Source organism: Bradyrhizobium sp. SOJA106, assembly GCF_059448745.1.
This window is the reverse complement of record NZ_CM182549.1, coordinates 3,647,884-3,671,623: the sequence shown is the minus strand read 5'-3', so window position 1 is coordinate 3,671,623 and position 23,740 is coordinate 3,647,884. Positions and strand designations below refer to the sequence as shown.

At 62.8% G+C, this 23,740-nt stretch carries 22 protein-coding genes and 4 pseudogenes; 13 read left to right on the top strand and 13 right to left on the bottom strand.

Going from position 1 to position 23,740, the window contains the following annotated elements; translation table 11 throughout:
• Positions 1-69: 69 nt before the first annotated feature.
• The 4 genes from AC5V87_RS16545 (at position 70) to AC5V87_RS16530 (ending at position 4,031) form a co-directional block, all read left to right on the top strand.
• Positions 70-993: a glucosamine kinase nucleotide-binding domain-containing protein gene (locus AC5V87_RS16545; RefSeq protein WP_456839171.1), complete on the top strand. Its 924-nt coding sequence runs from the start codon at positions 70-72 to the stop codon at positions 991-993.
• Positions 994-1,012: 19 nt separating this feature from the next.
• The gene (locus AC5V87_RS16540; protein ID WP_456839172.1) at positions 1,013-1,957 is read left to right on the top strand and encodes an N-acetylmuramic acid 6-phosphate etherase; all 945 of its coding nucleotides are present in this window, start codon (positions 1,013-1,015) and stop codon (positions 1,955-1,957) included.
• An 11-nt stretch (positions 1,958-1,968) separates the two neighbouring features.
• Positions 1,969-2,967 (top strand): SIS domain-containing protein, encoded by a 999-nt coding sequence (locus AC5V87_RS16535; protein ID WP_456839173.1) that lies wholly within the window; start codon positions 1,969-1,971, stop codon positions 2,965-2,967.
• A gap of 167 nt (positions 2,968-3,134) precedes the next feature.
• Positions 3,135-4,031 (top strand): LysR family transcriptional regulator, encoded by an 897-nt coding sequence (locus tag AC5V87_RS16530; RefSeq protein ID WP_456839174.1) that lies wholly within the window; start codon positions 3,135-3,137, stop codon positions 4,029-4,031.
• A gap of 12 nt (positions 4,032-4,043) precedes the next feature.
• Here the strand turns inward: AC5V87_RS16530 and AC5V87_RS16525 are convergent, their stop codons facing one another.
• From AC5V87_RS16525 to AC5V87_RS16515, 3 genes are all read right to left on the bottom strand, one after another.
• Entirely contained in the window at positions 4,044-5,123 is a 1,080-nt protein-coding gene (locus AC5V87_RS16525) for an isocitrate/isopropylmalate dehydrogenase family protein (RefSeq protein ID WP_495371606.1), read from the bottom strand.
• Between the two features lie 140 nt (positions 5,124-5,263).
• Positions 5,264-6,745 carry an aldehyde dehydrogenase family protein gene (locus tag AC5V87_RS16520; RefSeq protein ID WP_495371605.1) on the bottom strand — a complete coding sequence of 494 codons (1,482 nt, stop codon included), beginning with the start codon at positions 6,743-6,745 and terminating at the stop codon, positions 5,264-5,266.
• 35 nt (positions 6,746-6,780) lie between these two features.
• Positions 6,781-7,683 carry an NAD(P)-dependent oxidoreductase gene (locus AC5V87_RS16515; protein ID WP_495371604.1) on the bottom strand — a complete coding sequence of 301 codons (903 nt, stop codon included), beginning with the start codon at positions 7,681-7,683 and terminating at the stop codon, positions 6,781-6,783.
• A 633-nt stretch (positions 7,684-8,316) separates the two neighbouring features.
• Between AC5V87_RS16515 and AC5V87_RS16510 the strand changes: the two genes are divergently transcribed.
• The gene (locus AC5V87_RS16510) at positions 8,317-9,648 is read left to right on the top strand and encodes an MFS transporter (RefSeq protein ID WP_495371603.1); all 1,332 of its coding nucleotides are present in this window, start codon (positions 8,317-8,319) and stop codon (positions 9,646-9,648) included.
• Positions 9,649-9,723: 75 nt separating this feature from the next.
• On the opposite strand, the gene AC5V87_RS16505 is transcribed toward AC5V87_RS16510, so the two are convergent.
• Both AC5V87_RS16505 and AC5V87_RS16500 read right to left on the bottom strand, forming a co-directional pair.
• The gene (locus AC5V87_RS16505; protein ID WP_194469722.1) at positions 9,724-10,236 is read right to left on the bottom strand and encodes an Lrp/AsnC family transcriptional regulator; all 513 of its coding nucleotides are present in this window, start codon (positions 10,234-10,236) and stop codon (positions 9,724-9,726) included.
• 96 nt (positions 10,237-10,332) lie between these two features.
• Positions 10,333-10,605: a hypothetical protein gene (locus tag AC5V87_RS16500; protein WP_456839178.1), complete on the bottom strand. Its 273-nt coding sequence runs from the start codon at positions 10,603-10,605 to the stop codon at positions 10,333-10,335.
• Between AC5V87_RS16500 and AC5V87_RS16495 the strand changes: the two genes are divergently transcribed.
• From AC5V87_RS16495 to lpdA, 4 genes are read left to right on the top strand one after another with little or no spacing between them, the layout of a single operon-like run.
• Positions 10,605-11,894, top strand: a complete 1,290-nt coding sequence (locus tag AC5V87_RS16495; protein ID WP_456839179.1) for a 3-methyl-2-oxobutanoate dehydrogenase (2-methylpropanoyl-transferring) subunit alpha — start codon at positions 10,605-10,607, stop codon at positions 11,892-11,894. The two genes, AC5V87_RS16500 and AC5V87_RS16495, sit on opposite strands and share 1 nt — an antisense overlap.
• A 3-nt stretch (positions 11,895-11,897) precedes the next feature.
• Entirely contained in the window at positions 11,898-12,911 is a 1,014-nt protein-coding gene (locus AC5V87_RS16490; protein WP_456839180.1) for an alpha-ketoacid dehydrogenase subunit beta, read from the top strand.
• 1 nt (position 12,912) lies between these two features.
• A complete protein-coding gene (locus AC5V87_RS16485; protein ID WP_495371602.1) occupies positions 12,913-14,187 on the top strand; it encodes a dihydrolipoamide acetyltransferase family protein in 1,275 nt (424 codons plus the stop codon).
• A 4-nt stretch (positions 14,188-14,191) separates the two neighbouring features.
• Positions 14,192-15,589, top strand: coding sequence for a dihydrolipoyl dehydrogenase (gene lpdA, locus AC5V87_RS16480; protein ID WP_495371601.1), 1,398 nt, complete (start codon positions 14,192-14,194; stop codon positions 15,587-15,589).
• A 210-nt stretch (positions 15,590-15,799) separates the two neighbouring features.
• Here lpdA and AC5V87_RS16475 read toward each other — a convergent pair.
• A pseudogene (locus tag AC5V87_RS16475) lies at positions 15,800-15,957 on the bottom strand (LabA-like NYN domain-containing protein); the annotation flags it as partial.
• Between the two features lie 102 nt (positions 15,958-16,059).
• On the opposite strand from AC5V87_RS16475, the pseudogene AC5V87_RS16470 reads away from it, so the two are divergent.
• A pseudogene (locus AC5V87_RS16470) lies at positions 16,060-16,269 on the top strand (hypothetical protein); the annotation flags it as partial.
• 236 nt (positions 16,270-16,505) lie between these two features.
• On the opposite strand, the gene AC5V87_RS16465 reads toward AC5V87_RS16470, so the two are convergent.
• Positions 16,506-16,724 carry a hypothetical protein gene (locus AC5V87_RS16465; protein ID WP_495371600.1) on the bottom strand — a complete coding sequence of 73 codons (219 nt, stop codon included), beginning with the start codon at positions 16,722-16,724 and terminating at the stop codon, positions 16,506-16,508.
• A gap of 675 nt (positions 16,725-17,399) precedes the next feature.
• Here AC5V87_RS16465 and AC5V87_RS16460 point away from each other — a divergent pair.
• Complete coding sequence (locus AC5V87_RS16460) at positions 17,400-17,561, top strand: hypothetical protein (RefSeq protein WP_456839183.1); 162 nt, start codon at positions 17,400-17,402, stop codon at positions 17,559-17,561.
• Positions 17,562-18,089: 528 nt separating this feature from the next.
• Here AC5V87_RS16460 and AC5V87_RS16455 read toward each other — a convergent pair.
• The 4 genes and pseudogenes from AC5V87_RS16455 to AC5V87_RS16440 all read right to left on the bottom strand — a co-directional run bounded on the left by AC5V87_RS16455 (position 18,090) and on the right by AC5V87_RS16440 (position 22,631).
• Positions 18,090-21,230: an ATP-binding protein gene (locus AC5V87_RS16455; protein ID WP_495371905.1), complete on the bottom strand. Its 3,141-nt coding sequence runs from the start codon at positions 21,228-21,230 to the stop codon at positions 18,090-18,092.
• Between the two features lie 150 nt (positions 21,231-21,380).
• A pseudogene (locus tag AC5V87_RS16450) lies at positions 21,381-21,458 on the bottom strand (zinc-ribbon domain-containing protein); the annotation flags it as partial.
• Between the two features lie 357 nt (positions 21,459-21,815).
• Positions 21,816-22,427: pseudogene (locus tag AC5V87_RS16445) on the bottom strand (Ku protein); the annotation flags it as partial.
• 36 nt (positions 22,428-22,463) lie between these two features.
• Positions 22,464-22,631 (bottom strand): hypothetical protein, encoded by a 168-nt coding sequence (locus AC5V87_RS16440; protein WP_456839184.1) that lies wholly within the window; start codon positions 22,629-22,631, stop codon positions 22,464-22,466.
• On the opposite strand from AC5V87_RS16440, the gene AC5V87_RS16435 reads away from it, so the two are divergent.
• Together AC5V87_RS16435 and AC5V87_RS16430 are read left to right on the top strand one after the other, a co-directional pair.
• Positions 22,630-22,794 (top strand): hypothetical protein, encoded by a 165-nt coding sequence (locus AC5V87_RS16435; RefSeq protein ID WP_456839185.1) that lies wholly within the window; start codon positions 22,630-22,632, stop codon positions 22,792-22,794. The genes AC5V87_RS16440 and AC5V87_RS16435 overlap by 2 nt on opposite strands.
• Positions 22,795-23,079: 285 nt before the next feature.
• Entirely contained in the window at positions 23,080-23,274 is a 195-nt protein-coding gene (locus AC5V87_RS16430; protein WP_456839186.1) for a hypothetical protein, read from the top strand.
• Between the two features lies 1 nt (position 23,275).
• On the opposite strand, the gene AC5V87_RS16425 is transcribed toward AC5V87_RS16430, so the two are convergent.
• Positions 23,276-23,479, bottom strand: a complete 204-nt coding sequence (locus AC5V87_RS16425) for a hypothetical protein (protein WP_456839187.1) — start codon at positions 23,477-23,479, stop codon at positions 23,276-23,278.
• A gap of 3 nt (positions 23,480-23,482) precedes the next feature.
• Positions 23,483-23,728 carry a hypothetical protein gene (locus tag AC5V87_RS16420; protein WP_456839188.1) on the bottom strand — a complete coding sequence of 82 codons (246 nt, stop codon included), beginning with the start codon at positions 23,726-23,728 and terminating at the stop codon, positions 23,483-23,485.
• Positions 23,729-23,740: the final 12 nt, after the last annotated feature.

Sequence of the window (23,740 nt, the reverse complement as noted above, 5' to 3'; positions counted from 1 at the left end):
GCACAAGAGTTCGTATGTACGCCGGAGACCTTGTGCGGACCCCAAGCGGAACCTTCGCGTTAACTTTCCATGGGAACAAAAGGTACCACGTATCTCGGCATTGATGGCGGCGGAACCCGCTGCCGCGCCCGGATCGAGGACGGAAACGGCGGGGTACTCGGTGAAGCGAGCTCCGGGCCTGCCACGACACGGATTGGCGTCGACAAGGCCTGGCGGTCCATCATGGAGGCCACCGAGACGGCGGCCACACGGGCCGGGCTGAGCCGCGAGGATTTCGCCCGGATGCACGCCGGAATTGGCCTCGCCGGAATTGGCCGCCGGGGCGCCAAAGCGGCCCTCGGCGAGATCGCGCATCCCTTTGCGTCCGTCAACTTCATCAGCGACGGCCTCGCGGCCTGTCTTGGCGCCCATAGCGGCGCGGACGGGGCCATCGTCGTGGCCGGCACAGGCTCGGTGGGTGTCGGCCTGGTCGGCGGCCGCGAGGTCCGTCTCGCCGGTTACGGTTTTCCCGTGTCGGACGAAGGCAGCGGCGCCGACATCGGCCTGCAGGTTGTCCGGCTGGCGCTGCGGGCGGCAGATCGCCGCGGCGAGTTGACACCATTGCTTTCGGAGGTGCTGCGCGCATTCGATCATAATCCCTATCAGGCGGTGGCCTGGTCCGAACAGGCCAGAGCCACAGACTACGCCGCATTCGCACCGATCGTGATGCGGCACGCCAATCAGGGCGATCCGGTCGGCCGTCGCATTGTCGAGCGCGCGGCCGATGCCATTGGCGACCTGCTCGATCTATTCCTGGCGAGAGGAACCGAGCGGCTCTCGCTGGTCGGCGGGCTCGCGGATGCCATGACGCCGTGGCTGACGCCCGACCTGCGCGCCCGCCTGAGGCGTCCTGACGGCGACGCGGCGGCCGGCGCGTTACTGGTGGCGCGGGGGCGGCTTGAGCTACCGAGAATGGAATCCGAGCATGAGCCCGCTTCAAAGTTCCGCGTTTGATGGCGCATGGATCAACGATATGGCCACCGAAGAAGTCGATCCCCGCTTTGCCGATCTTGATGCATGGTCGCTGGCCTCGGCGATAGAGGCGATGTGGGAGGGCCAGCTTGCGGCCGTCGCTGCGCTTGGCCCTGCTCTCCCCGCGATCGCCGCGGCAACCGAAGCGGCCAAAGCGGCGTTAGGCGATCACGGTCGCCTTGTCTATGTCGGCGCCGGCACCTCGGGGCGTGTGGCCGTGCAGGACGGCGCCGAGCTGACGCCGACCTTCGCCTGGCCCAAAGAGCGCGTCCGCTTCGTCGTCGCCGGCGGAGACAGTGCCTTCGTGACCAGCATCGAGGGCGCCGAAGACGACATTGAAGATGCGGTCGCGCAGATCAATGCCGTGCGGGTCACAGCGCATGATGTGGTGATTGCGGTCGCCGCCAGCGGGACAACGCCGTTCACGGTCGCGGCGCTGCAGCAGGCAGGCTCCTGCGGTGCAGTGACGATCGGTGTAGCCAACAATCGCGGCACCGCACTGCTGGCATCGGCCAAGTTTCCTATCCTGATCGAGACTGGCCGCGAGCTGATCGCCGGCTCCACGCGAATGAAGGCGGGCACTGCGCAGAAGGTCGTGCTCAACCTAATCTCCTCGGGGATCATGCTGCGTCTTGGCCGGGTATATCGCGGCATGATGGTGAACATGCAGCCGAGCAATGCCAAGCTGAAGCGGCGCGCCGAGGCCATGGTGGCGCAAATCGCCGACTGCAATCCGTCGCACGCGGCGAGCTCGCTCGAGCAGGCCGAAGGCGACGTCAAGACGGCGGTCCTTCTGGCGCTTGGCGTCGACAGGGCTGATGCCGAGTCCATTCTGAAGGACTGCGACGGCAATCTCCGACGCGTGTTTGCCGAGCTCGCCAAGGATCTGGACCCGCATCCCAAGACACCGGCGGCACGCAAGCAAAGCGGAGCGGCTAAGTCGTGATGACATCCGCGATGGCGAGTGAAATCCTTGAAAGCGCTGATACTGTCGCGAAAATCGTGCGCAGCCGTCCCGCCACGCGCGACATCGCACAGCGAATTGAGACAGGTTCCGCCCCGCTATGCGTCGTGTGTGGCCGGGGAAGCTCCGGGCATGCCGGCGTTTTCCTGCGATACCTCGTCGAGACTCGGCTTCGCCTTCCAGTTTCGGCGAGTGCTCCCTCGGTGATCACGGCATTTCGCACGCCCTTGATGCTGCGCGATGCGCTGTTCATCGTGATCTCGCAATCCGGGCGCAGCCCGGATCTCGTCGCGGCGACAAGGTCGGCGCGCGCTTCCGGCGCCCGCACCATTGCCATCGTCAATACGATGTCGTCGCCGGTGGCTGAGGAAGCTGAGTTCGTCGTTCCAATCGAAGCCGGCCAGGAGCACTCAGTTGCGGCGACAAAGACCGTCATCGGCTCGATGGCCGCCAGTGCCGGATTGGTTGCCGAGCTGGCGCAAGATCGTGCGCTGCAGTCAGCCCTCGACCGGCTGCCCGAGCGCCTGCACCGTGCGCTGGCGCTCGACTGGTCCGAGATTGCCGATGATCTCGTCAAGGCGTCAGCCGTGTTTGTGGCAGCTCGGGGCCTGGCCCTGGGCTCGGCGAGGGAGATCGCGCTCAAGCTTTCGGAAATCCTGCGCCTGCCCTCCATCGGTTTGAGCGCCGCCGAGCTGCAGCATGGGCCACGGGCCGCGCTTTCGTCGCGCACGCCCGTTGTCATGATGCGCCTCATGGATGAAACTGCGGCCAGTGTGGACGCACTTGCAGAGGAGTTGCGTGAGCAGAAGGTCGCGCTGCATCTCTGCGGCGGATCGCATGGCTCGCTGCCCTGGCTGGCCGAGGATGACCCTGCCACCGACGCGATCACGATGCTCGTTCCGGCCTATCGGATGATCGAGCAGGCGGCACGCGCCCGCGGATTCGACCCGGATCGTCCCCCTCGCCTGAGCAAGATTACCGAGACGTTCTGACAGCTGACCGATCGCTGGCTGGAGACTAAAGCTGGAGCGCGGCCGCACCAGTTTCGCACCAGAAACAACTTCGTCAAGACGGCAGCCTGTTCCGACGGATATACATCCCGGTCGGGGCTGGGTTCGCCCCGCATTCGACCGTCGAATAAGCCCATCGAGGTAAGGACTTGCCGAACATCAATCTCAAGCTCCTCCACACCTTCCTCCTCGCCGCCGAGCACGAAAGTTTTCGAAAGGCTGCGGAAGAATCTAACCGATCTCCCTCTGCGGTCAGCATGCAGATTCGCGACCTGGAGGAGCAGATCGGCGTCCTCCTTTTTCGCAGAACGCCGCAGAAGGTGTTGCTCACGCCCGAGGGGCGGATCCTGTTTGAACAGGCCAAGCGAGCCCTCCAGGAAGTTCAATCTGGGCTGGATCTGCTGAGCGAGTCAGCGCAGTCCCGCAGCCGTCACATCCGTATGGCCTGCGTTCCGACGCTCGCGTCCGGATGGCTTCCGAACATTCTGGCAACATTCAAGGTGCGCTATCCAAGGAGCCAGGTCCAGCTCATGGAGCTCTCCACCGCGCCAATGCTTGAACTACTCAAGCGGCAGGATGTCGAGTTCGGTATTGGCCCACAAGTCCCCGACATGGGGGACTATGAGTTCGAACCGATGCTTGAGGATCCCCTTTTTGCCTGCGTACCGCCGGTGTTCGACGAGGGGCAAGCAAGCACAGGCTTCGCCGATCTGGTGGAAAAGCCTGTCATCCTGCTGTCGAAAACGACGGCGGTACGAGGATTGATCGACGAGACGCTTGAGAAGCTCGCTGTCCGGCTCGATGTTCAATTCGAAGTCCAGGCGGCCACGACGGCCGTGGCCCTGGCCGCGTCCGGCCTCGGCATCGCGATCGTGCCACGAGTTGCACTCGTGCAAGCCGGCGTGCAACGGTTTCGTGTGGTCCCGATCTCCGACCAAATCAAGCTTCGCCAAATCGGCTTGATCACCACACGCAGCTCCGTCAGGCGTCCCAACACTGAGCAGTTGATGGCTTTGATCCGATCGAGTTTTTCCCAGCTGCGCTAGACGCCCTCGCGCTCAGAGCAGCTTCAGAAGCGCATCGACGACCTGACTGGTCGTCGCATCGCCGCCGATGTCCCGTGTTCTCAGGGCAGCATCCTCCAACCCGGCGCGGACGGCAGCCTCGATCCTGTCCGCACCGAGGCGCAGCCGGTTGTCCCGATAGCGCTGATCGAGGCGTCTCAGCATCAGGATCGCAGCCAGGATCGTTCCATAGGGGTTGGCGAGCCCCTTCCCGGCGATGTCGGGTGCCGAGCCATGCGAAGCCTGGAAGAAGCCGATTCCATCACCGACTTCTTCCGACGGAGACATGCCCATGCCGCCAACCGTCGCGGCACCGAGATCGGAAATGATGTCACCGAACATGTTCTCAGTGACGATAACGTCGAAGTGTGATGGCTTGTTGACGAGGTGAACCGTCATCGCATCGACAAGGACGTGCTCGGCCTCGATGTCGGGATAGTCCTTGGCTACCTCGTCGAAGACGGCACGGAAGAACGCATAGGTCCGCAACACATTGGCCTTGTCGCAGCAGGTCACGCGACGCCGCCCGTCCTTGGGCGAACCGTTCCTCGTTCTGGCAAGCTCGAAGGCGAAGCGGACGATGCGTTCGACACCTTTCCTGGTCTGCACCAGCGTGTCGACGGCAACCTCTTCCCTCAGCAGCGCGCCGGCGCCGCGCGCAGCATAGAGCCCCTCGCTGTTCTCCCTGACGATAACGTAGTCGATGGCCCCCGGGTGCCCGAGCGGAGACGGAACGCCTTTGTAGAGCTTGATGGGGCGCACGTTGGCATAAAGATCGAGCTTGAAGCGAAGCGATAGCGTGAAATCCAGACCGGCTTCGGTCCCATCACGATGAACCACACCGGGGATTCCCGCCGCCCCATGAAGGATGGCATCTGCCGCACGGCAGCCCTCGAACGACTTTGCCGGGAACGATTCTCCCGTTTCAAGAAAATGCGTGGCGCCTGCTGGATACTCCTCGAACTGAAGCGTGGCGGCCTGGACGCTGGCTTGCAGCACCGCGAGCGCCGCACCCGCGACTTCGGGTCCGATGCCGTCTCCGTGCACGATGGCAATCTTGTAGTTGTCCTTCATGATACTCGCTCAGTGAGTTGAATATTCCGGATCATCACGTCATTTCAAACGTGGCGGCAAATGCGTCAGATCCCGCGTCGGCTCGCCACGTTGGATGGATGGGGAGTGTGTGGTCGCACCTGACCGCGAGCTCTGCTGGCTCAATCCAGCTTGATCCAGACCCCCTTCGTGTTTAGATATTCATCGAGCTGCTCGGTACCGCCCTCACGGCCATATCCGCTCATTTTGTAGCCGCCGAAGGGTAACGCAGGATCGATGGCGTGATAGGTGTTTACCCAGACGGACCCTGCGCGCAGGCTGCGTGAGACGATGTGGGCCTTGCTCACGTCGCGCGTGAAGACACCTGCCGCGAGCCCATATGGCGTCGCGTTGGCTCGTTCCACACCCTCGTCGAGCGTGTCGAACGGCAGGGCGGAGATCACCGGACCAAATATCTCATCGCGGGCAATCTGCATATCGTCGGAGACGCCTGCGAACACGGTCGGCTCGACGAAGTTACCTTTGGCGAGACTCCCCTCCCTCAAGCGCCGACCTCCGGTCACGACCTTGGCACCCTCGTCGCGCCCGCTTCGCAGGAAGCCTTCGACCTTATCGAGCTGTCGCTCGGACACGAGAGGGCCGATCTCCGTCGACGGATCGGCTCCGTCGCCGATCCTCAGCGCCGAAGCAAACTTCCCGAGTCGCTCGACCAGCTCATCGTGGATCGCCCTCTCGACGAACAAGCGGGAACCGGCGATGCAGATCTGGCCCGAATTGGCGAATGCTGCCATCGCAGCGATGGGGACGGCCTTGTCGAGGTCAGCATCGGCGCAGACGATGACGGGCGACTTTCCGCCAAGCTCGAGCGACACCCGCTTGAGGTTGCCGGCCGAGGCGCGAATGATCGCCTGGCCGGTGGCGGTGGACCCAGTGAAGACGATCTTGTCGACGGCCGAGTGTTCGGCGAGAGGCGCACCCGCCTCCTGTCCGGTGCCGGTCACCACGTTAACAACACCGGGCGGCACGCCTGCCTCGTTCATCAGGTGTGCGATCAGCAGCGGCGTCAGCGGTGCCTCTTCGGAAGGCTTGAGGACGATCGTGCAGCCAGTCGCGAGCGCAGGTCCGATCTTCCACACAGAAGCGGCCGTAGGCGCGTTCCAGGGGATGATGGCGCCGACGACACCGACGGGCTCCTTCCGCGTGAAGGAGACGATGTCGCCCGGAAGAGAATTGTCGATCGTCTGACCATGAATCGCGGTCGCCATGCCGGCGTAGTATCTGAGCATGCCGAGCACACGAAGCTTGTTGGCCCGTGTCCTGACGATCGGCATGCCCATGTCGGCCGTATCGGACTGGCTGATCTCCTCCCAATGCTTCTCGAAGAGGTCGGCGATGCGCAGGAGCAGCGCCTGCCGCTCGAACGGCTTGAAGCGGCTCCACGGTCCCCCGAAGGCGCGGCGGGCGGCGGTGACAGCCGCATCGATGTCGCCGGCATCTCCCCGCGGGACACGACCGATTACCTCGCCGGTCGCAGGATTTCGTGTCTCGAAGACTTTCCCCGAGCGGGCCTCGACCCACGCGCCATCGATGAACATCTTGCGAGTTCGGCCGTCCAAGGGAAATAGGATATCGGCTCTTGTCATTGGTTGGTATTCCCTGTCTCGATGTTGTTTTCTGCCTAGGCGGCCGGCTTTGCCTTCCGAAGAAGCCGCGTCAGGTCCGATATATAAGCCTGGCCGTGACCGTTCTCGACTACAGCCGCGATGGCGGCGCCGACTCCGTCGGCGATCGTTTTGGATGCGCCGGAATTGCTGGCCATCGCCTGGTAATAGGAGATATCCTTTAGCGCATTGTCGATAAAGAATGGAACGGTACTGACGTCACCCGTCACAAGCGCCGGTGCCATACGTTCGAGCGCAGCGCCGGCCCCGCCTCCCTTGGCGAGAACGTCGACGAAGGTGGCCGGATCGACACCCGCATCGGCGGCCTGCGCCGCAGCCTCACCGAGCAGTGCCATGAAGCCGATCGACACATAGTTGTGGAGCAGCTTGAGCCGATGGCCAAAGCTCACCGGGCCCACATGCTCGACCCCTTCGGCAAAAGAGTCGAGGACCGCGCGGACACTCCGAAGGTCAGCTTCATTGCCACCAACTAGGAGGTTGAGCTTTCCTTCTTCCGCGTGCTTTGCGGTGCGTGTCATGGGCGCATCGAGAAAGCGTCCACCCGCCGCCTCGACCGCGGCGGCCATCCGCAACGTCGAGTCCGGCAGCGCCGTCGAGCAATCGACAATGATGGTGCCCTTACGGAGACCAGCCAGAACGCCCGCTTCGCCCGTTAGGATTGCTTCGACCTGAGGCGAACCCGTTACGCAGAGGATGATAATATCCGACGCGCTCGCGACCTCACTGGGCGTCCTGCAGGACGTGGCCCCGAGGCTGAGGAGATCGTCAACGGGCTGATTGCCCGGATGGTCGAGAAAGACCAGAGGAAAGCTGCCCCGCGCCAGGACATTCTTTGCGATTCCATGGCCCATCAGACCTACACCGACAATTCCGACTCTTAGCATAGTCATCTCGTTCATCGTTCATGCAAGCCTCTCGTGAATGGCGGCGTAGATGATCTGTTGCTCTATCGCCTGATCGCGTCGACGATCTTCGCGCGCTTGGCGACCACGATCCGATCCGACCGCGTCAGCAATTCTCGCAGGTAAGGGCGGATCACGACGCTAGCCGAGCCCGCATCCGCAGATGCTCCGCCCGGCTCATTTGGTCGGCGCAACGTTGCGGCACCGACCGTGGCGGCGCGACCGGATTTGAAGGTCGACGCGAAGCCGTGCTCTTGCGCTGGATAGGCCGCTTGCAACCATCGTTTCCTCGCCTGCGACAGGCTTCCTTTTTGATGGCGCAAGATGAGCGGCGTCGTCCGGTTCCATGCAAGGCGCTTTTTCTGACCTCCCGTTTGGTTTTTCTGATCTGCCGGCCTTTCCCCTGGGACCGGAAGAACCCACGGGTTACTTCCGTCGTGCCGAGGCACGTCGACGGTCCAACGAGGGGCCGCAGTGTTACTCGGACATCGGCCCGTGAGAAAAACTGACACCCCCTTCAGAATTACTGCGCTACGCCAGCATTGCTTCAGCACTCCGCCGAGAATTAGATCCACAAGTATCAATCATAACGAAGCCAAGTCGACTTGGCGGACAGACGGGGGAAGCGCGATGAGTCAGACCACCACATATGCCCGTGCGGCCGGCGCTGCCAAGTCGGCGATCGAGACCTCGACGATCCGCGCCATCTCCTGGCGCCTGATTCCGTTCCTGGTGCTGGCCTACTTCTTCTCCTACCTCGACCGCGTCAATCTCGGCTTCGCGGCGCTGACGATGAACGCGGACCTGAAGTTCACGCCGCTGATCTTCTCCTGGGGCGCCGGCATCTTCTTCATCGGCTATTTCATCTTCGAGGTGCCGAGCAATCTGGCGCTGGAGAAGTTCGGCGCCAGCCGGTGGATTGCGCGAATCATGGTGACTTGGGGCATCATCTCGGCGTTGATGGCGATGGTCGGCGGCGTCACCAGTTTCTACGTCCTGCGCTTCCTGCTTGGCGTCGCGGAGGCCGGCTTCTTCCCCGGCATCATCCTCTATCTCACCTATTGGTATCCCGCCGAATACCGCGCGCGCTTCCTCGCCGCCTTCGCCATCGCCGTCCCGGTCTCGACCGTGATCGGCGCGCCCATCTCCGGCCTGCTGCTCGGCCTCGACGGCATGATGGGCCTGAAGGGCTGGCAGTGGCTGTTCATTCTTGAAGGCATTCCCTCCGTGCTGCTGGGCATCGTCACCTGGTTCTATCTCACCGACAGGCCGGAGAAGGCGGACTGGCTCTCGGCCGAGCAGAAGGCCTGGCTCAAGGCGAAACTCGATGCGGAGATCGCGGCGAAGCAGGCCGTGAAGCATCTGACGCTCGGCGAAGCGCTGTCCTCGCCCAAGGTGATCACGCTGAGCCTGATCTATTTCGGCTTCGTCGGCGCGCTCTACGGCATGCAGTTCTGGCTGCCGCAGATCGTCAAGGCGTTCGGCCTCACCAACGCGCAGACCGGCTTCGTGACGGCGATTCCCTATGTGTTCGGCACGATCGCGATGATCCTGTGGGCGCGGCATTCGGACGCCACGCGCGAGCGCGTGATGCATGTCGGCGCGCCCATGATCCTGATCGCCATCGCGCTCGGCATCTCCTCCTATCTCACCGATCCGGCCATGACGATGGTGGCATTGACCTTCGCCGCCATCGGTCTGTTCTGCGTCTTCGGCGTGTTCTGGACCCTGCCGACCGCCTGGCTTTCCGGTACGGCCGCGGCCGGGGCCATCGCCCTGATCAATTCGATCGGCAATCTCGCCGGCTTCGGCGGCCCGTATCTGATCGGCTGGGTCAAGGAAGCGACGGGGCAGACCTCGACCGGTCTCCTGGTGCTTGCCGTGCTCCCGCTGATCGCCGGCATCCTGGCCTTCGTCGGCGGCCACGAGAGCAAGCACGAGTTCGCCGAAATGGGGCGATAAGCTTTCCGTTCGGCGGATTCCTGCTAAAGGGACGGACCGCAACCCGATCGCCATAGGAGCCGCAGCCCGCGCCCGCTATACCTGCACTGAAGTCAACTTCTTCAGGCAGCGCAGCGCAAAAGATGACCGGCTGTGGCGGATGCCCGGGATGCGATAGAGCTTCTCACGCAAGAAGCGTTCATAGCCGGCGGTGCTTTCGACCGCGACTTTCACGACGTAATCGTAATCGCCGGTGGTGAGATAGGCTTCGATCACCTCCGGCAAGTTCGTGAGCAGTTGGCCGAAACGCTCGAGCATCTCCTCGTCGTGCCGATCGAGCGTCAGTTCGATGATGACTGTTTCAGGTAGGCCGAGCTTGTCCTGATTGAGCAGCGCGACGTAGCCATCGATATAGCCCTGGGTCTCCAAGCGCTTCAGCCTGTTCCAGCATGGTGTGGTGGAGAGTCCAACGCGGTCGGCGAGTTGCGCCGTGGTCAGGCGCGCATCTTGCTGCAGGGCGCGCAGGATCTTGCGATCGATCTCGTCAAGCCGAAGCGCATCCTTGCGCGGAGCCTTGGCCAGCCCTGTGGCACGTCCGACTAGCGCCATACCGAGAACTCCATTCTGGTCTCACGTCACATTTATAGAACAACTATACTGCCATTCCAAGCTGCACCCAGATTAAAGGAACAACAATCCTGACTTTTACCAGTACGATATGCTGACCAAAGCGAGACAGATGCGGTGTTTTTTCTCGAACTTCAGACCAGCGATATGCACGCCGCACTCGGCCGCCTGCTCGACCAGACTCGCGTCGCGGGGCTTCGGCTGGCTGCGGTCAGTGCGCGCGCAGGCGCGAGCGAATGCCGCATCTCGGCTTCCATAGACATCGATGACCGCGATATCGTCGACCGGCTCGCTCGCCGTGTTGGCGCGTTGTTCTGCATCGATGCGATCGAAGTGAGAGGTGAATGCCAATGCCCGACCCCAGCCTCACACATGACGCCGTGATCCCGCAACGCGAAGCCGCTCGATCCCGGGAGTCTACGCCGTTGAAGCTGCACGTACCGGAACCAGCGGTACGCCCCGGCGGCACCCCCGATTTCTCGAACATCCGCATCCCACGCGCAGGTCAGGTCGATCGTCCCCCCGTCGACGTGGACGCCGAGGCCATACGTGACCTCGCGTTTTCCGTCATCCGCGTGCTCAACCGCGATGGCGAGGCGGTCGGTCCGTGGGCGGGCGCGCTCTCGGACAGCGAGTTGCTCGAGGGCTTACGCCACATGATGACGCTCCGCGCATTCGACGCGCGCATGCAGCTGGCGCAGCGTCAGGGCAAGACGTCGTTCTATATGCAGCATATGGGCGAAGAAGCCGTGAGCTGCGCCTTCCGCAAGGCGCTCCTTCCGGGCGACATGAATTTTCCGACGTACCGGCAGGCGGGGCTATTGATCGCCGGCGGTTATTCGCTGGTGGAGATGGCCTGTCAGATCTACTCCAACACGCACGATCCGCTGAAGGGACGCCAACTCCCGGTGATGTATTCCTCCCGGGAGCATGGTTTCTTCTCGATCTCCGGCAATCTCGCCACCCAGTACATCCAGGCGGTCGGCTGGGCGATGGCATCCGCGATCAAGAACGATACCAAGATCGCGGTTGCCTGGATCGGCGATGGGGCAACTGCCGAATCCGACTTCCATGCCGCCCTCGTGTTCGCCTCGACCTACCGCGCGCCGGTCGTGCTCAACATCGTCAACAATCAATGGGCGATCTCAACGTTCCAGGGCATCGCGCGTGGCGGCTCCGGCACGTTCGCAGCGCGCGGTCTCGGCTTCGGCATTCCGGCGCTGCGCGTCGACGGCAACGATTACCTTGCGGTTCATGCGGCCGCAAAATGGGCTTGCGAGCGCGCACGCCGCAACCTGGGCCCGACCCTGATCGAACATGTTACCTACCGCGTCGGCGCCCACTCCACCTCCGACGACCCGACAGGTTATCGGCCGAAGACGGAATCCGACGCATGGCCGCTGGGAGATCCCGTGATCCGGCTGAAGAACCACCTGATCGTTCGCGGCGCCTGGTCGGAGGAGCGGCACAAGCAGACGGAGGCCGAGATACTCGACACCGTAATCTCGGCGCAGAAGGAGGCCGAAAGCTACGGCACGCTGCATTCCCCACAGCATGCGTCGGCGCGCGAGATGTTCGAGGGCGTGTTCGCCGAGATGCCGCCGCATCTTCGCCGGCAACGCCAGGAAGCTGGAGTCTGAGCGATGCCGCGCAAAACCATGATCGAGGCGATCCGCGAGGCCATGGACGTGATGATGTCGCGCGATGACAATGTCGTCGTGTTCGGCGAGGACGTCGGCTATTTCGGCGGCGTATTCCGGGCAACCCAGGGCCTGCAGGCAAAATACGGAACGAGCCGCTGCTTCGATACCCCGATCAGCGAACTCGGCATCGTCGGCATCGCGGTGGGAATGGCGGCTTACGGATTGAAGCCTTGCGTCGAGATCCAGTTCGCTGACTACATGTATCCGGCCTACGACCAGATTGTCTCGGAGGCTGCGCGGCTGCGCTACCGCTCCAACGGCCAGTTCACCTGCCCGCTTGTGGTTCGCATGCCGACCGGCGGCGGCATCTTTGGCGGGCAAACGCACAGCCAGAGTCCGGAAGCGCTGTTCACCCATGTCTGCGGTATCAAGACCGTCGTGCCGTCGAACCCGCGCGACGCCAAGGGTCTGCTGATCTCGGCCATCGAGGATCCCGATCCCGTGATTTTCCTCGAGCCCAAGCGTCTCTATAACGGCCCGTTCGATGGCCATCATGACCGGCCGGTGACGCCGTGGTCAAAGCACGATCTCGGCGAGGTCGATGACGGACATTTTGCGATTCCGTTCGGCAGCGCCGCGATCCGCAGACAAGGCAAGGCGGTCACCATTCTTGCCTACGGTACGATGGTTCATGTCGCCGAGACCGCCGCGACCGAGACCGGCATCGATGCCGAGATCATCGATCTTCGCTCGCTGCTGCCGCTCGATCTGGATACCATCGAAGTGTCGGTCAAGAAGACTGGACGCTGTGTGATCGTGCACGAGGCAACGCTCACATCTGGCTTCGGTGCCGAGCTCTGCGCGTTGGTTCAGACCCGATGCTTCTATCATCTTGAAGCTCCCATCTTGCGCGTCGCCGGCTGGGATACGCCCTACCCGCACGCGCAGGAATGGGATTACTTCCCGGGCCCGGCGCGGCTTGGCCGCGCGCTGGTCGAAACACTGGAGGCCTGAGATGGCCGAGCGCGTGGTCAGGCTGCCCGATGTCGGCGAAGGCATTGCGGAAGCCGAACTGGTGGAATGGCATGTGAAGGTCGGCGATGTCGTTCGTGAGGACGCCGTGCTCGGCGCCGTCATGACCGACAAGGCGACCGTCGAAATCCCCTCGCCGGCTGACGGACGCGTCACCTGGCTTGCCGGCAATGTGGGCGACCTTCTCGCCATCGGCTCGGACTTCGTTCGCCTGGAGGTGGACGGCACGGGCGAGCGGACGCCGGAGGCAGCGAAACAGGCATTGCCCGCGGCAAGCGCCGCGGCCAAGAGGGCGGATTACGGCGCAAGCGCCCCGCGCGCCCCGGCGAGTGCACCGCCCGATGTACCGAGATCGCAGCCCTCGGCTTCGCCACTCCAGCACGCGGCCGAACGGCCCTTGGCCGCTCCTGCCGTCCGGCTCCGAGCGCGCGAAGCCGGCGTCGACTTGCGGCATATCCGCGGCACTGGTCCGGCTGGGCGGATCACTCACGACGATCTCGACGCGGTGCTGGCGCGCGCCCGCAGTGGAGCGACAGCGACGCCGCATCTGGCCCAAACCGCGGTCACTGACATCAAGATTGTCGGCTTGCGGCGCAAGATCGCCGAGAAGATATCGATTGCGAGCTCACGCATTCCGCACATCACCTATGTCGAGGAGATCGACGTCACTGCGCTCGAAGATTTGCGCGCGAAGGTCAACGGCCGCAAGCAGCCGGGCAAGCCCAAACTGACATTGTTACCGTTCCTGATGCGGGCCACGGTGCGCGCGATCGCCGAGATGCCGCAGCTCAACGCCCATTTCGACGATGAGGCTGGGATCGTACACCAGCACGCCGGGGTTCATATCGGGATCGCCACCCAGACCCCGGGCGGTCTGATGGTCCCAGTCGTCAGGCACGCCGAAGCGCGCGACCTCTGGGATTGCGCCAGTGAAGTCGTTCGACTCGTCGATGCGGCCCGAAACGGCGGCGCCACCCGCGACGAACTCACCGGCTCGACCATCACCATCACATCGCTCGGCGCCTTGGGCGGGCTAGCCACGACGCCCATCATCAATCACCCGGAGGTCGCGATCGTCGGCATCAACCGGATCGCCATCCGCCCGCACTGGGACGGCACCGCCTTCGTGCCGCGCCAGATGATGAATATGTCCTCTAGCTTCGATCATCGCGTGATCGACGGCTTTGATGCCGCGCAATTCATCCAACGCATCAAGCTGCTGTTGGAAACGCCGGCCATGATCTTCATTGATTCATAGAACGATGACCGAAATCACCTGCAAGCTCCTTGTCATCGGCGGCGGCCCCGGCGGCTACACCTGCGCAATTCGTGCCGGGCAGCTCGGCATCGATACGATCATTGTTGAAGCGGAAAAACCGGGCGGCACCTGTCTCAATGTCGGCTGCATTCCTTCGAAGGCCTTGATCCACGCGGCCGGCGAGTATGAAACCATTACAGGTGCCGCGGAGGGCAAGAGCACACTCGGAATTTCCTGTGCAAAGCCATCGCTCGATTTCGCCAAGACCATAGCCTGGAAAGACGGCATCGTTCGGCGCCTGAACGGGGGCGTAGCCGGCCTTCTGAAGAAAGCGGGCGTCAGGCTCATCGCCGGGCACGCTCGCTTTGTAGATGGCAAGTCCATCGAAGTCGAAACACGATCCCGCCCACAGATGATCCGTGCCGAAACGGTGGTCATCGCGACAGGCTCTGAGCCGATCCCAATCCCGTCCTTGCCATTCGGGGACCGGGTGATCTCGTCAACCGAGGCATTGGCGCTCACCGAGATCCCGAACAGGCTTGTGGTGGTTGGCGGCGGCTACATCGGGCTCGAGCTAGGCACGGCCTTCAAGAAATTGGGCGCGGCCGTTACGATCGTCGAGGCCGCGCCACGTATTCTGCCGCAATATGACGGCGAGCTGAGCGCGCCGGTCGGACGGCGCCTGAGCGCACTCGGCGTCACGGTGTTGACAGGCGCGAAGGCGAAGGCGCTCGCCGCGGACGGCAAGGCACTCGCAGTCGAAACCGCCAGCGGCGAGCAGACATCACTCAAAGCCGACAAGATCCTCGTTACGGTCGGTCGAAGGCCAGCAACGTCCGGCTTTGGTCTAGAGACGCTCGATCTCGACACGATAGGCCCCTTCCTCAGGATCGACGATCGATGCCGCACCTCGATGCGCGGCGTCTTCGCGATCGGCGACGTCACAGGAGAACCGATGCTTGCGCATCGCGCCATGGCACAAGGCGAGATGGTCGCAGAGATTGTCGCCGGCCGCCGCCGTGCCTGGGACCGGATTTCGATCCCTGCGATCTGCTTCACCGATCCGGAGATCGTCACGGTCGGGCTGGCACCAAGCGAAGCAAGCGGCAGGGGCTTCGAAGTCAAGACGGATGTTTTTCCGTTCAGGGCCAACGGCCGCGCACTGACGCTGGAGCACGAGGACGGCTTCATCCGGACCGTGGCACGGGCGGACAACCATCTCCTGCTTGGTATCCAGGGTGTCGGGGCCGGCATTGCCGAGCTATCTGCAGCTTTCAGTCTTGCGCTGGAGATGGGCGCGCGGATCGACGACGTCGCGATGACGATCCACGCACACCCGACCCAAAGCGAGGGCTTTCACGAGGCGGCGCTGAAATCGCTGGGACATGCGATTCATATCTGAACGTAAAGGCGCGCTGGTATCAACTGCGATCGACAGCATCATGCCGTCGACCGGCTACGGACGGGGCGCGACGTCAAGCAACACCACGATCAGAAGTGCCGTTGGTTTTGCGAACCACGTTGGACGTTGCGGGATTTTACTTGATCTCCCGGTGCACACGCCGTGCACACGCGGCCTTCTAACGCATTGAGAAATTTGAATTCTCGCTCAATCCATAAAAGGACGGATCGAGGAGAAGTCCTGGTTCTCCATGACGGCGGTGTAGTAGAGCGCGCGCAGCAGTATGCCCCGAGCCTGAAACTCCGCGAGCAGACGCGCCTGTAGTCGATGTCGAAGCCAAGCGTCCTGGCTCTCGCATAACGTTCTGCACAGGCGCTGCGGAAGAGGTGGACAAGCCCTAGCCCTGCCGGTTGCGAATCCCTGCCCCGTGCTAACCGCTCGGAACGAGCAGGCGGGCGGAAGGATTCGTCCAGGCTGGCGCTATCCAGGAATGCGAGGAGCACGGCTGGGCGCAGGACCGGGCCGACCCGCATGCCCGCGAGCGCGCATTCGATATCGCCAGGCACGATCCGCCCGCTGGGATCTCTCCGGGCGATGCCGTCGACGAAGTCCGCGAGGTACTGGATTCCATCGGCGATACCTGCCCCGAGTGCCCGCCCGACTCAGCAGGTGACCAGTGACAGCCGAAGGAAGCCATGAACGCAGAGCTCCGGACCGTTGTTGCAGAGATTCAGGATGAACGAGGCACCCCTGTTTCGACGTTGGCCCGTCGCCCCCCGATGATTTCCCGCCTTCACTTCATAAGGGAGACGATCACATAGACAGCCACGGCCAACGCCGCCATGGGTTCACGCCTGGGGAAGATCTCGTCGGCCGACCAGACGAGGAGCCCGCCCTGCGGTTTCGCGTTTCGCGTTTAGGACCACGGCGGCTCTTCGGTCGCTCCGACCGCCTCGTGGTGGATCGTGACACCCGCCGAACCCAATCCGGTCAGCAATACAGTTCTTACAGAAGCAGGATCGAATCCGATATCCTTGGCGTTCGGAGGATGTGCCTCGCTCGCCTTCAATCGGAGCGCCAGGTGCAATTGCTCGCAAAGCCGCTGAACGACGAGATTGACCTGATCGTCAGTCATGATGCGTTACTCCCGCTATTAGGCTGCACCAAGGTCGTGCGGCCCGATCCTCAGCGGCCCTCTCAGAAGACCCCGCCAAAGCTTCATGATACGTTTCCAGAGCGGCAGGGATGCGGCGTCGTCTTGGCGCGCAGAGGCGGTTGGCGACGCTCCGCCGTCCGAGGCGGTAAGCCGCTCTACCAAACCCTCCAGTTGTGGCGGTAGCGGTACCGCATCGTCCGCGAGGGTGCTGCGAAGTTGCTCCCCAATCCCTTTGCAGATCGCCCGGCGGTGCTCCGGCTCCAGATCGGGAGACGGACCATGGGCGCGGTTCGGATGGAGGTCCACCATCGCTGCCACCGTCGCTCGATGCGCACAGCTTCCCTTGTCACAACGCGCGACGCCGCTCGTTGCTCCCGACGTGGCCGTTCTTTGTGACGTGGGCGTCCGCATCCGCAGTCTTCAACGAGTTGGACACCAACATCACGCAGAGACGAGTAGAGCACCGGCCGCGGTCGAAATTCGTCGATGGGATACGCGAATTAACTGGGACCGGTTCCCGTATCGTGCGAAGATGGAACATGGACCTTCGCATGGTGCGCCAGCACTTAGCTGAAGCCGAGCAGCACTTTGCACTCGCTGAACGCCCGTATCCTGAAAGAGTTGGAGGCAGTTGAGCCTGCCCCCGGTTGAGAGATGGGTATTATTCATCAATTGATCCAAGACCCCGCGATTGAGCGGGAGATGGTCAGCCGCATCACTAAAGCTTACGCGCAAACGCTCCATGCCCTTTGCGTCAAGGATCGCGACGATCCCCTTACGGAAATGGTCGCGAAGAAGATCATCAAGGTTGCGTAAGGCGGTGTGCACGACCGGGCAGAGATATCGGCTCTCGCGATCAAAGAACTCGAAATGCGGTAACCCAGTGGGACCACGCGCCCAAGCAAGCGGGGCTTTCTGCTTGGCGATCCTAGTTTAGCAACCTTCGTCCGTGTGGACGGTTGCCCAACATCACCGGACCGGCCAAGACTGACCTCTGTAGGTGCCCGGTGGCCGAGAGAGCGATCGCGCTCCCGCCTGTATTCGAGGGAGCAACACAATGCCGAGAAGACTTCGTTTCAAGAATACCACTTTGGAAGAACTGCTTGTGGAGGCGGCACAGGATCCGCGGGAAGAGTCCCAAAGCATTCCGCCCGGCAGAGAGCGAATTGTTCGCCAAGCTCAACGAGCTAAGGTTGTTTCTCACCTGAGAGCGTGGCTGGCCTCGCCGAGCCTGCAATTGCCGAAGTAAGAATGAGGCCGCATCATTGGGTCATTTCGCTTGCCGCGCGAACCAGACTACTGGTTCTGCGCGGTTGGGATGACTTTGCAGAGATTGCCACGGACCTACACGCCTAGTTCTTCCAGCAGCGCCTTGCCTTCCTTCAAGTCACGAACGTCGAAGCCCTCGTTGAACCAACCGTAGACGGCCGCGAGAAGACCGCGTGCTTCATCACCCCTGTCCTGATTACGCCAGAGCCGGACGAGACTAACGGCGGAGCGAAGTTCCCAGAGTTTCGCCTTCTGCTGGCGAGCAATCGCGATGGCGTGGCGAAATTCGGTCTCAGCCTCGGTCTCGGCGTCGGGCCGAGCCGTAAGCATCAACTCGCCTCGGCGCCGATACAGCTCGGCCTCGAACCACCGCACCCCCAATTTCTGGGTTAGTGCCAAGGCGTCGGAGAGTTGGCCGAGCCCGGTTTCAAATCGTGCTCTCTTTGCCTCGGCTGCTGCGAGCTGCGCCAGGTAGAACGGAAGGGTCCATGCCGCGCCGGACGCCTGGAATCCCTCGATACCGCGCCGCAGTAAGTCCACCCCGGCTTCGGGGTCTCCGGCTTCAGCCAGCGACCAGCCGCGATATGACGTCCCCATCGCGAGAAAGAAAGCAAAGCGCTGCTCGGTGGTGAGCGCAACCAGCTCGTCCGCCCGTTGCCCAACCATGCCCGCATCATTGAGCACGAAATGCAACCGGCACGCAACGCTCAGCGCGAATGCGAGGCTGATCGGCTGCGACGAATCGCGCGCTTCTGCCAGGGCGTCACTGCTCTGCACCCGCGCCTGATCGGCGAATCCAAGAAGGCCACACGTCAGCGAGAGGAACGAAAGCATCGCCACGCGGGCGTTTTCTGCGAACAGCGCCGTCAGTGACCGCTGCTGCGCCGGATCGTACAGGGCGAGCCCCCGCTCGAGATGGGCGCGCGCCAAGGCCAATTGTCCGCGATGAAGCCAGCTATCGCCCACTGCCCGATGACCGGCGACAAGAATGGCCGCATCGTTCTGTCGTTCGGCCAAATCGAGCAGATTCTCGGCGATGCGATGCGATCGGTCCGTTTCACCACGGACGTGATAATGCACGAACTCGCCCCAGAGCGCCTTGAGCAGGTTCGGAGAGTCGTTCAGTGCCTCGCAGAGGCAACGCGCCCGGCCGTAGGCCCTGCCGGTCTCTTCGGCCGCATGGCCCTTCGCGGCGATCAGTGCACCGCCGAGCGCGAGTTGAAGTTCAGTTTCGATGCCCTCACTCTTGGCGGTATCCGGCAGATGGGATAGCAGATCGAGCGCCTTTCGCATCTGCGCGATTGCTTCTGTCATTGCCGATCGAGCCTTTGAACGCTCACCAGCCTCCCGCCAATAGGACACCGCCTTTTCGGTTAGGCCCGCATGTCCGCAGTGATGGGCGAGGATTTCCGGCTGCTCTTGGATGCCCCTAGCGAGCCTCTCCTCGAGCGCGCCAGCGATCCGCGCGTGCAGCTCGCGGCGTTGGCTGCGCAACAGTGTGCCGTATGCCGCATCCTGGACCAGTGCGTGTTTGAACAAGAAATTGGCGTCGGGCGGCTCGCCACTCCCAAACACGAGGCCGGTGGTGATCAGCCGGTCGAGCGCCGCCCGCAACTCGTTGTCGCACCGCTGTGCGACCGAGGCCAGCAGATCGTAGGAGAACTCGCGGCCAATAGCTGCGCCGATTTGCGCCACCTCCTTGGCTATCGGACCAATCCGGTCGAGCCGCGCCATCAACGAAGCATGTAGCGTGGCCGGTACGGCAAGTCCGGGCAGCGGCGCGAAGGAAATCGCTCGCGCGATACGCTCGGGGCTTGTTTCGAGCACCGCTTTCGTCAACTCCTCAACGAACAGCGGCACACCATCCGTTCGTTCAGCAATTTCATTGACGATTTCGGTCGGCAGCGTCCGACCGCCCGCCACGCTCCGGATCAGCGCAGCACCCGCTTTCTGGTCAAGCCGGTTCAGCACGAGCAAGCTGACATGCGGCTTTCCGGTCCATACCAACTGGAACTCGGGGCGGTAGGTGATCAAGACCAAAACCGGCAGGCTTTCTACACGATCGACGGTTCGGTCCAGCAGCTCGCGCGAGCTTGGATCGATCCATTGCATATCCTCGAATACGATCATGATTGGACGTCTTTGCGCGACAACTTCAAGCCGGCGAACCAAAGCAGCGAAACTTCTCTCCTTCTTTTGTTCCGGCGTACTCGTGACCGGCAGGTACAGATTATCGTTCGGAATCGACAGCATTTCGGCCAGGATCGCCACGTCCTCGTCAGGCGGCAATGCAGGCGATAGGAGCGCTCGAAGTTTGTCGAGCTTCGCCCTCGGTGTGTCCTCACGATCGAAGCCAGCCGCTCGCTGGAGTTGTGCGGTGAAGGGGTAAAGCGCGCTTTCCTGATGATGAGGCGAGCAGAAATAGCGCAAGCAGGTGTGCGGCTCTTGCTCGACACGCTCCTGAAGAGCCGCAACGAGGCGCGACTTGCCGATCCCCGCCTCTCCCACGAGCAGTATTACTTTGCCAGTACCCGCCCGAGCACTGCGCCAGCTCCGCTCTAGCCGCGCGAGTTCTTCCTCACGCCCAACCAGCGGGGCGAGAACCGAAGGGTGCAATGCCTCGAAGCGGCTTTCGGCAGTTCCCTCATGCAGCACCCGCCAGGCGCGCACCGGCGCGGCGAAGCCCTTCAGCGTCACTGCGCCGAGATTCTCGTAGTCAAAGAGCCCGCCGATGAGCCGCCGCGTGTCCTCCGCAATGACTACCCCATCCGGTTCGGCGAGCGCTTGCAGTCGAGCGGCAAGGTTCGGCGTCTCGCCAAGAACCGCCTGTGCCTCTGCAGCTTCGCTGCCGATAAGGTCACCTACGATGACGAGACCCGTCGCGAGCCCAAGGCGAACCCGGAGCTCGAACTCGGGTGGGGCTCCCCGCGCGTGCTCGGTCGCGGCGATCTCAAGCGCAGCGCGCACCGCGCGTTCGGCATCGTCCTCATGGGCTGAAGGATGGCCGAACAGGATGAGCATACCATCGCCGATGTAGCGGCTGACAGTGCCACCGTACTTGCGGACGACCGCCGCTACGCTATCGCGGTACTCGGCGATAATGTCCCGTAGATCTTCCGGATCGAGCCTTGTCGCGAGCGCTGTCGAGCCGACGAGGTCGCAGAACATCACTGTGAGCTGGCGACGCTCGGCGGAAGAGGTTGGTGCGGGTGGCAAGCTCGAGTGCTCCGTGACTCGTGCCCCGATGGACGTCGATGCGCCCGCCCCTGCTGTTACTCGCAGCGGTACTGTCGGCGTGAGTGCGACACCACAGTCGCCACAGAAGTTCTTGTCTAGCGGATTGTCAGCCCGGCACGCAGGGCAGCGAAGGAATAGCCGCGCGCCGCAATCGTCGCAGACCTTCTTTCCCTCTGGGTTGACTTTGCCGCAACTCGGGCAATTCATGCCGCACCCCATCGAATTGGTGACCCACATGCGTTCACGTCGGTCTAGGGGCGAATCTTCAGAGCGCGATCTTTGAAGATTCTCTTCGTCAGGTGCCTATCAAGCGCCAAGCATGACCACACTCACAATGATCAGGACGATTGTCGCGGGGAAAATGAGCCAGCCGGGTGTCATCGTTGCCTCCCGAGCGGTTGTCTCGAAAGCTTACGCTGGCAGACCCAATCAGAATTATGAAGTGGCTAACAGTCTGCAGCTCAAGCCCATTTTCAATCTAAGAAGACTGTCCATATCCTGACACGCCCCAAGCGCGAAATTGGTCCCTTCCCCCGAGGTTCCTCCGCTCCGAAAGGTCCTGAACTACGCTGATTTTGGTCGCGCCCCAGTGGCCGGCTTCTTCTCGGCGGCCTCCTTCGCCGGCTTCTTGCCCTCGATCGGCATCAGCATCTCCTTCTGGCCACTCGAGGCCTTGCGCGGCTTCTTAGCACGCTTGGCCGCCTTCGCTGGCGCGGCCTCCTTGCCGACGGATCGCCGCAGCGCCTCTATTAGGTCGACTACGCGCCTCGCGGCGCGCTTCTCCTTCGGCGTGATCGGCTTGCCGGCGCGCTTCTGGTTGATGAGGTCGATCAGCGCGGTTTCGTAGCGGTTCTCGAACTTCTCTGGTTCGAACCGTCCGGCCTTCTGATTCACGATGTGCTTGGCGAGATCCAGCATGTCTTTGGTGACCTTCACATCTTGGATCTCGTCGAAATACTCCTGCTCGGATAGCACCTCGTCCCGGTAGCGGAGCAGCGTGCCGACGAGCCCGTTGTCCAGCGGCTCGAGCGCGATGATGTGCTCGCGGTTGGTCAGCACGACGCGGCCGATGGCGACCTTGTCCATCTCGCGAATGGTCTCGCGGATCACCGCGAAGACGTCGTGGCCGACCTTGCCGTCGGGACGCAGGTAGTACGGCCGGATCAGATAGCGCGGTCGAGCAGTCATCCGGCGGGATCGGCCCCGGCCGCATCAAGCGGCATGACCGGGGTCGATGTGCTTGGGCGTGTTCTTCTCGACTTGGGGCACGATGCGGGCAGGATCGGGAGCGCCAGGAACGCCGCGCGGGCCGAGCTGCTCGCGCGCAATGTCGTCCTCGGTGTTGTCAGGTGCCACGCCGCTGATCGGGCGCGGACGCATGATCCTCTTCCCGCGGCGCATCGGCGGTCAATCGCCCGACGCACCGAGCGCCGCTCCAGACCTCTATGACTGGATATGCCTCGAGAAGTTTCGCGGCTCGACACCGTGCGTCGTCATCGGCGCCGCACTCGAGCTCATAGACCGCATGGACGACGTCACATAGATCGACTGCATAGGCCACATAACGCATGGCGGTGCACATAGCACGATGTTCAGCACACCCGAACGACTCCGGCGGCAGGCGGTTTGTTCCTGCGATTTCGGAATGTCGTCAGTCCGGCCGCTCTGAGCCAAGCGACCGGAAGGCAAAGGCACGTTTGCCGGTGGACGCTTCGTCCTGTATCGCCGCCCATGTTGCCCCTCGTCGCTCCGGATGCGTCAGACCACTTGACGCAAAGCGCGCTCCGGACTGAAATCCGACTTTCAGTGATGTTGCGGGGGTGGCGTCGTGGAAGAGTTCTACAGAGGCTTTGCACAGCGAGCCCGGGACCTGGCGGAGAAGGCGGATCCGTTCACCCGACGGCGGCTGCTCGACCTGGCCAAACGGTACGACCTCAAGATCAATGGGTCGAGCTACGCACGGATACCGCCGCCGCGCGCAACGCCGCCCACAGCGCTCTTCTCGGGCTCCGGCGAGACCTGACTCAACCCTTCCTGTCCTTCGGGGCCGGAGAAGCCCGGGGTTCGTATTCTTCCGCGAGCGCGGTGAGCCGCTGGATCACCTCCGGATCGGTGATGGAGGCAGCCAAGCTGCCGGCACCTTTGGGCTTCCGCGAACAATCGATTCTTCTCGTCTTCCATGCCGCTTCCAACCCGCTTGCTCCCAGCAGGGTTGCGGCCTCGGACAATCTTCAGCCCTCCTTCAATGCATTCTTGACGTCCTTCGCAGGCCAGCTCTCGCCGGCGCGCCTGACACGCACCTTCCCGCCGCCTCCGACCAGCTCGTGCGTGGCGACTTCGTCCTCGGCTTCGACAACGGTGAGTTCGGTCTCTGGTTTCCAGCCGAGCGTCAGGTCGAGATCGCCGGGAAAGATCTGCCAGCTCGAGCCGTCATCGAGCTCGAAAATGTGGCTCTCCGAGTGCGAGCGGATCTTCATCCGAGATGTCCC

What these genes read in the sequence shown, in the direction of transcription:
- AC5V87_RS16485 (WP_495371602.1), top strand. Translation starts at nt 12,913, where the DNA reads ATGGCCGAGCGCGTGGTCAGGCTGCCCGATGTCGGCGAAGGCATTGCG.
- AC5V87_RS16435 (WP_456839185.1), top strand. Translation starts at nt 22,630, where the DNA reads ATGATCCTCTTCCCGCGGCGCATCGGCGGTCAATCGCCCGACGCACCG.
- AC5V87_RS16465 (WP_495371600.1), bottom strand. Translation starts at nt 16,724, where the DNA reads ATGACTGACGATCAGGTCAATCTCGTCGTTCAGCGGCTTTGCGAGCAA.
- AC5V87_RS16535 (WP_456839173.1), top strand. Translation starts at nt 1,969, where the DNA reads ATGGCGAGTGAAATCCTTGAAAGCGCTGATACTGTCGCGAAAATCGTG.
- AC5V87_RS16505 (WP_194469722.1), bottom strand. Translation starts at nt 10,236, where the DNA reads ATGGCGCTAGTCGGACGTGCCACAGGGCTGGCCAAGGCTCCGCGCAAG.
- AC5V87_RS16420 (WP_456839188.1), bottom strand. Translation starts at nt 23,728, where the DNA reads ATGAAGATCCGCTCGCACTCGGAGAGCCACATTTTCGAGCTCGATGAC.
- AC5V87_RS16545 (WP_456839171.1), top strand. Translation starts at nt 70, where the DNA reads ATGGGAACAAAAGGTACCACGTATCTCGGCATTGATGGCGGCGGAACC.
- AC5V87_RS16495 (WP_456839179.1), top strand. Translation starts at nt 10,605, where the DNA reads ATGCCCGACCCCAGCCTCACACATGACGCCGTGATCCCGCAACGCGAA.
- AC5V87_RS16510 (WP_495371603.1), top strand. Translation starts at nt 8,317, where the DNA reads ATGAGTCAGACCACCACATATGCCCGTGCGGCCGGCGCTGCCAAGTCG.
- lpdA (WP_495371601.1), top strand. Translation starts at nt 14,192, where the DNA reads ATGACCGAAATCACCTGCAAGCTCCTTGTCATCGGCGGCGGCCCCGGC.
- AC5V87_RS16520 (WP_495371605.1), bottom strand. Translation starts at nt 6,745, where the DNA reads ATGACAAGAGCCGATATCCTATTTCCCTTGGACGGCCGAACTCGCAAG.
- AC5V87_RS16460 (WP_456839183.1), top strand. Translation starts at nt 17,400, where the DNA reads ATGGGTATTATTCATCAATTGATCCAAGACCCCGCGATTGAGCGGGAG.
- AC5V87_RS16440 (WP_456839184.1), bottom strand. Translation starts at nt 22,631, where the DNA reads ATGCGTCCGCGCCCGATCAGCGGCGTGGCACCTGACAACACCGAGGAC.
- AC5V87_RS16525 (WP_495371606.1), bottom strand. Translation starts at nt 5,123, where the DNA reads ATGAAGGACAACTACAAGATTGCCATCGTGCACGGAGACGGCATCGGA.
- AC5V87_RS16540 (WP_456839172.1), top strand. Translation starts at nt 1,013, where the DNA reads ATGGCCACCGAAGAAGTCGATCCCCGCTTTGCCGATCTTGATGCATGG.
- AC5V87_RS16490 (WP_456839180.1), top strand. Translation starts at nt 11,898, where the DNA reads ATGCCGCGCAAAACCATGATCGAGGCGATCCGCGAGGCCATGGACGTG.
- AC5V87_RS16515 (WP_495371604.1), bottom strand. Translation starts at nt 7,683, where the DNA reads ATGAACGAGATGACTATGCTAAGAGTCGGAATTGTCGGTGTAGGTCTG.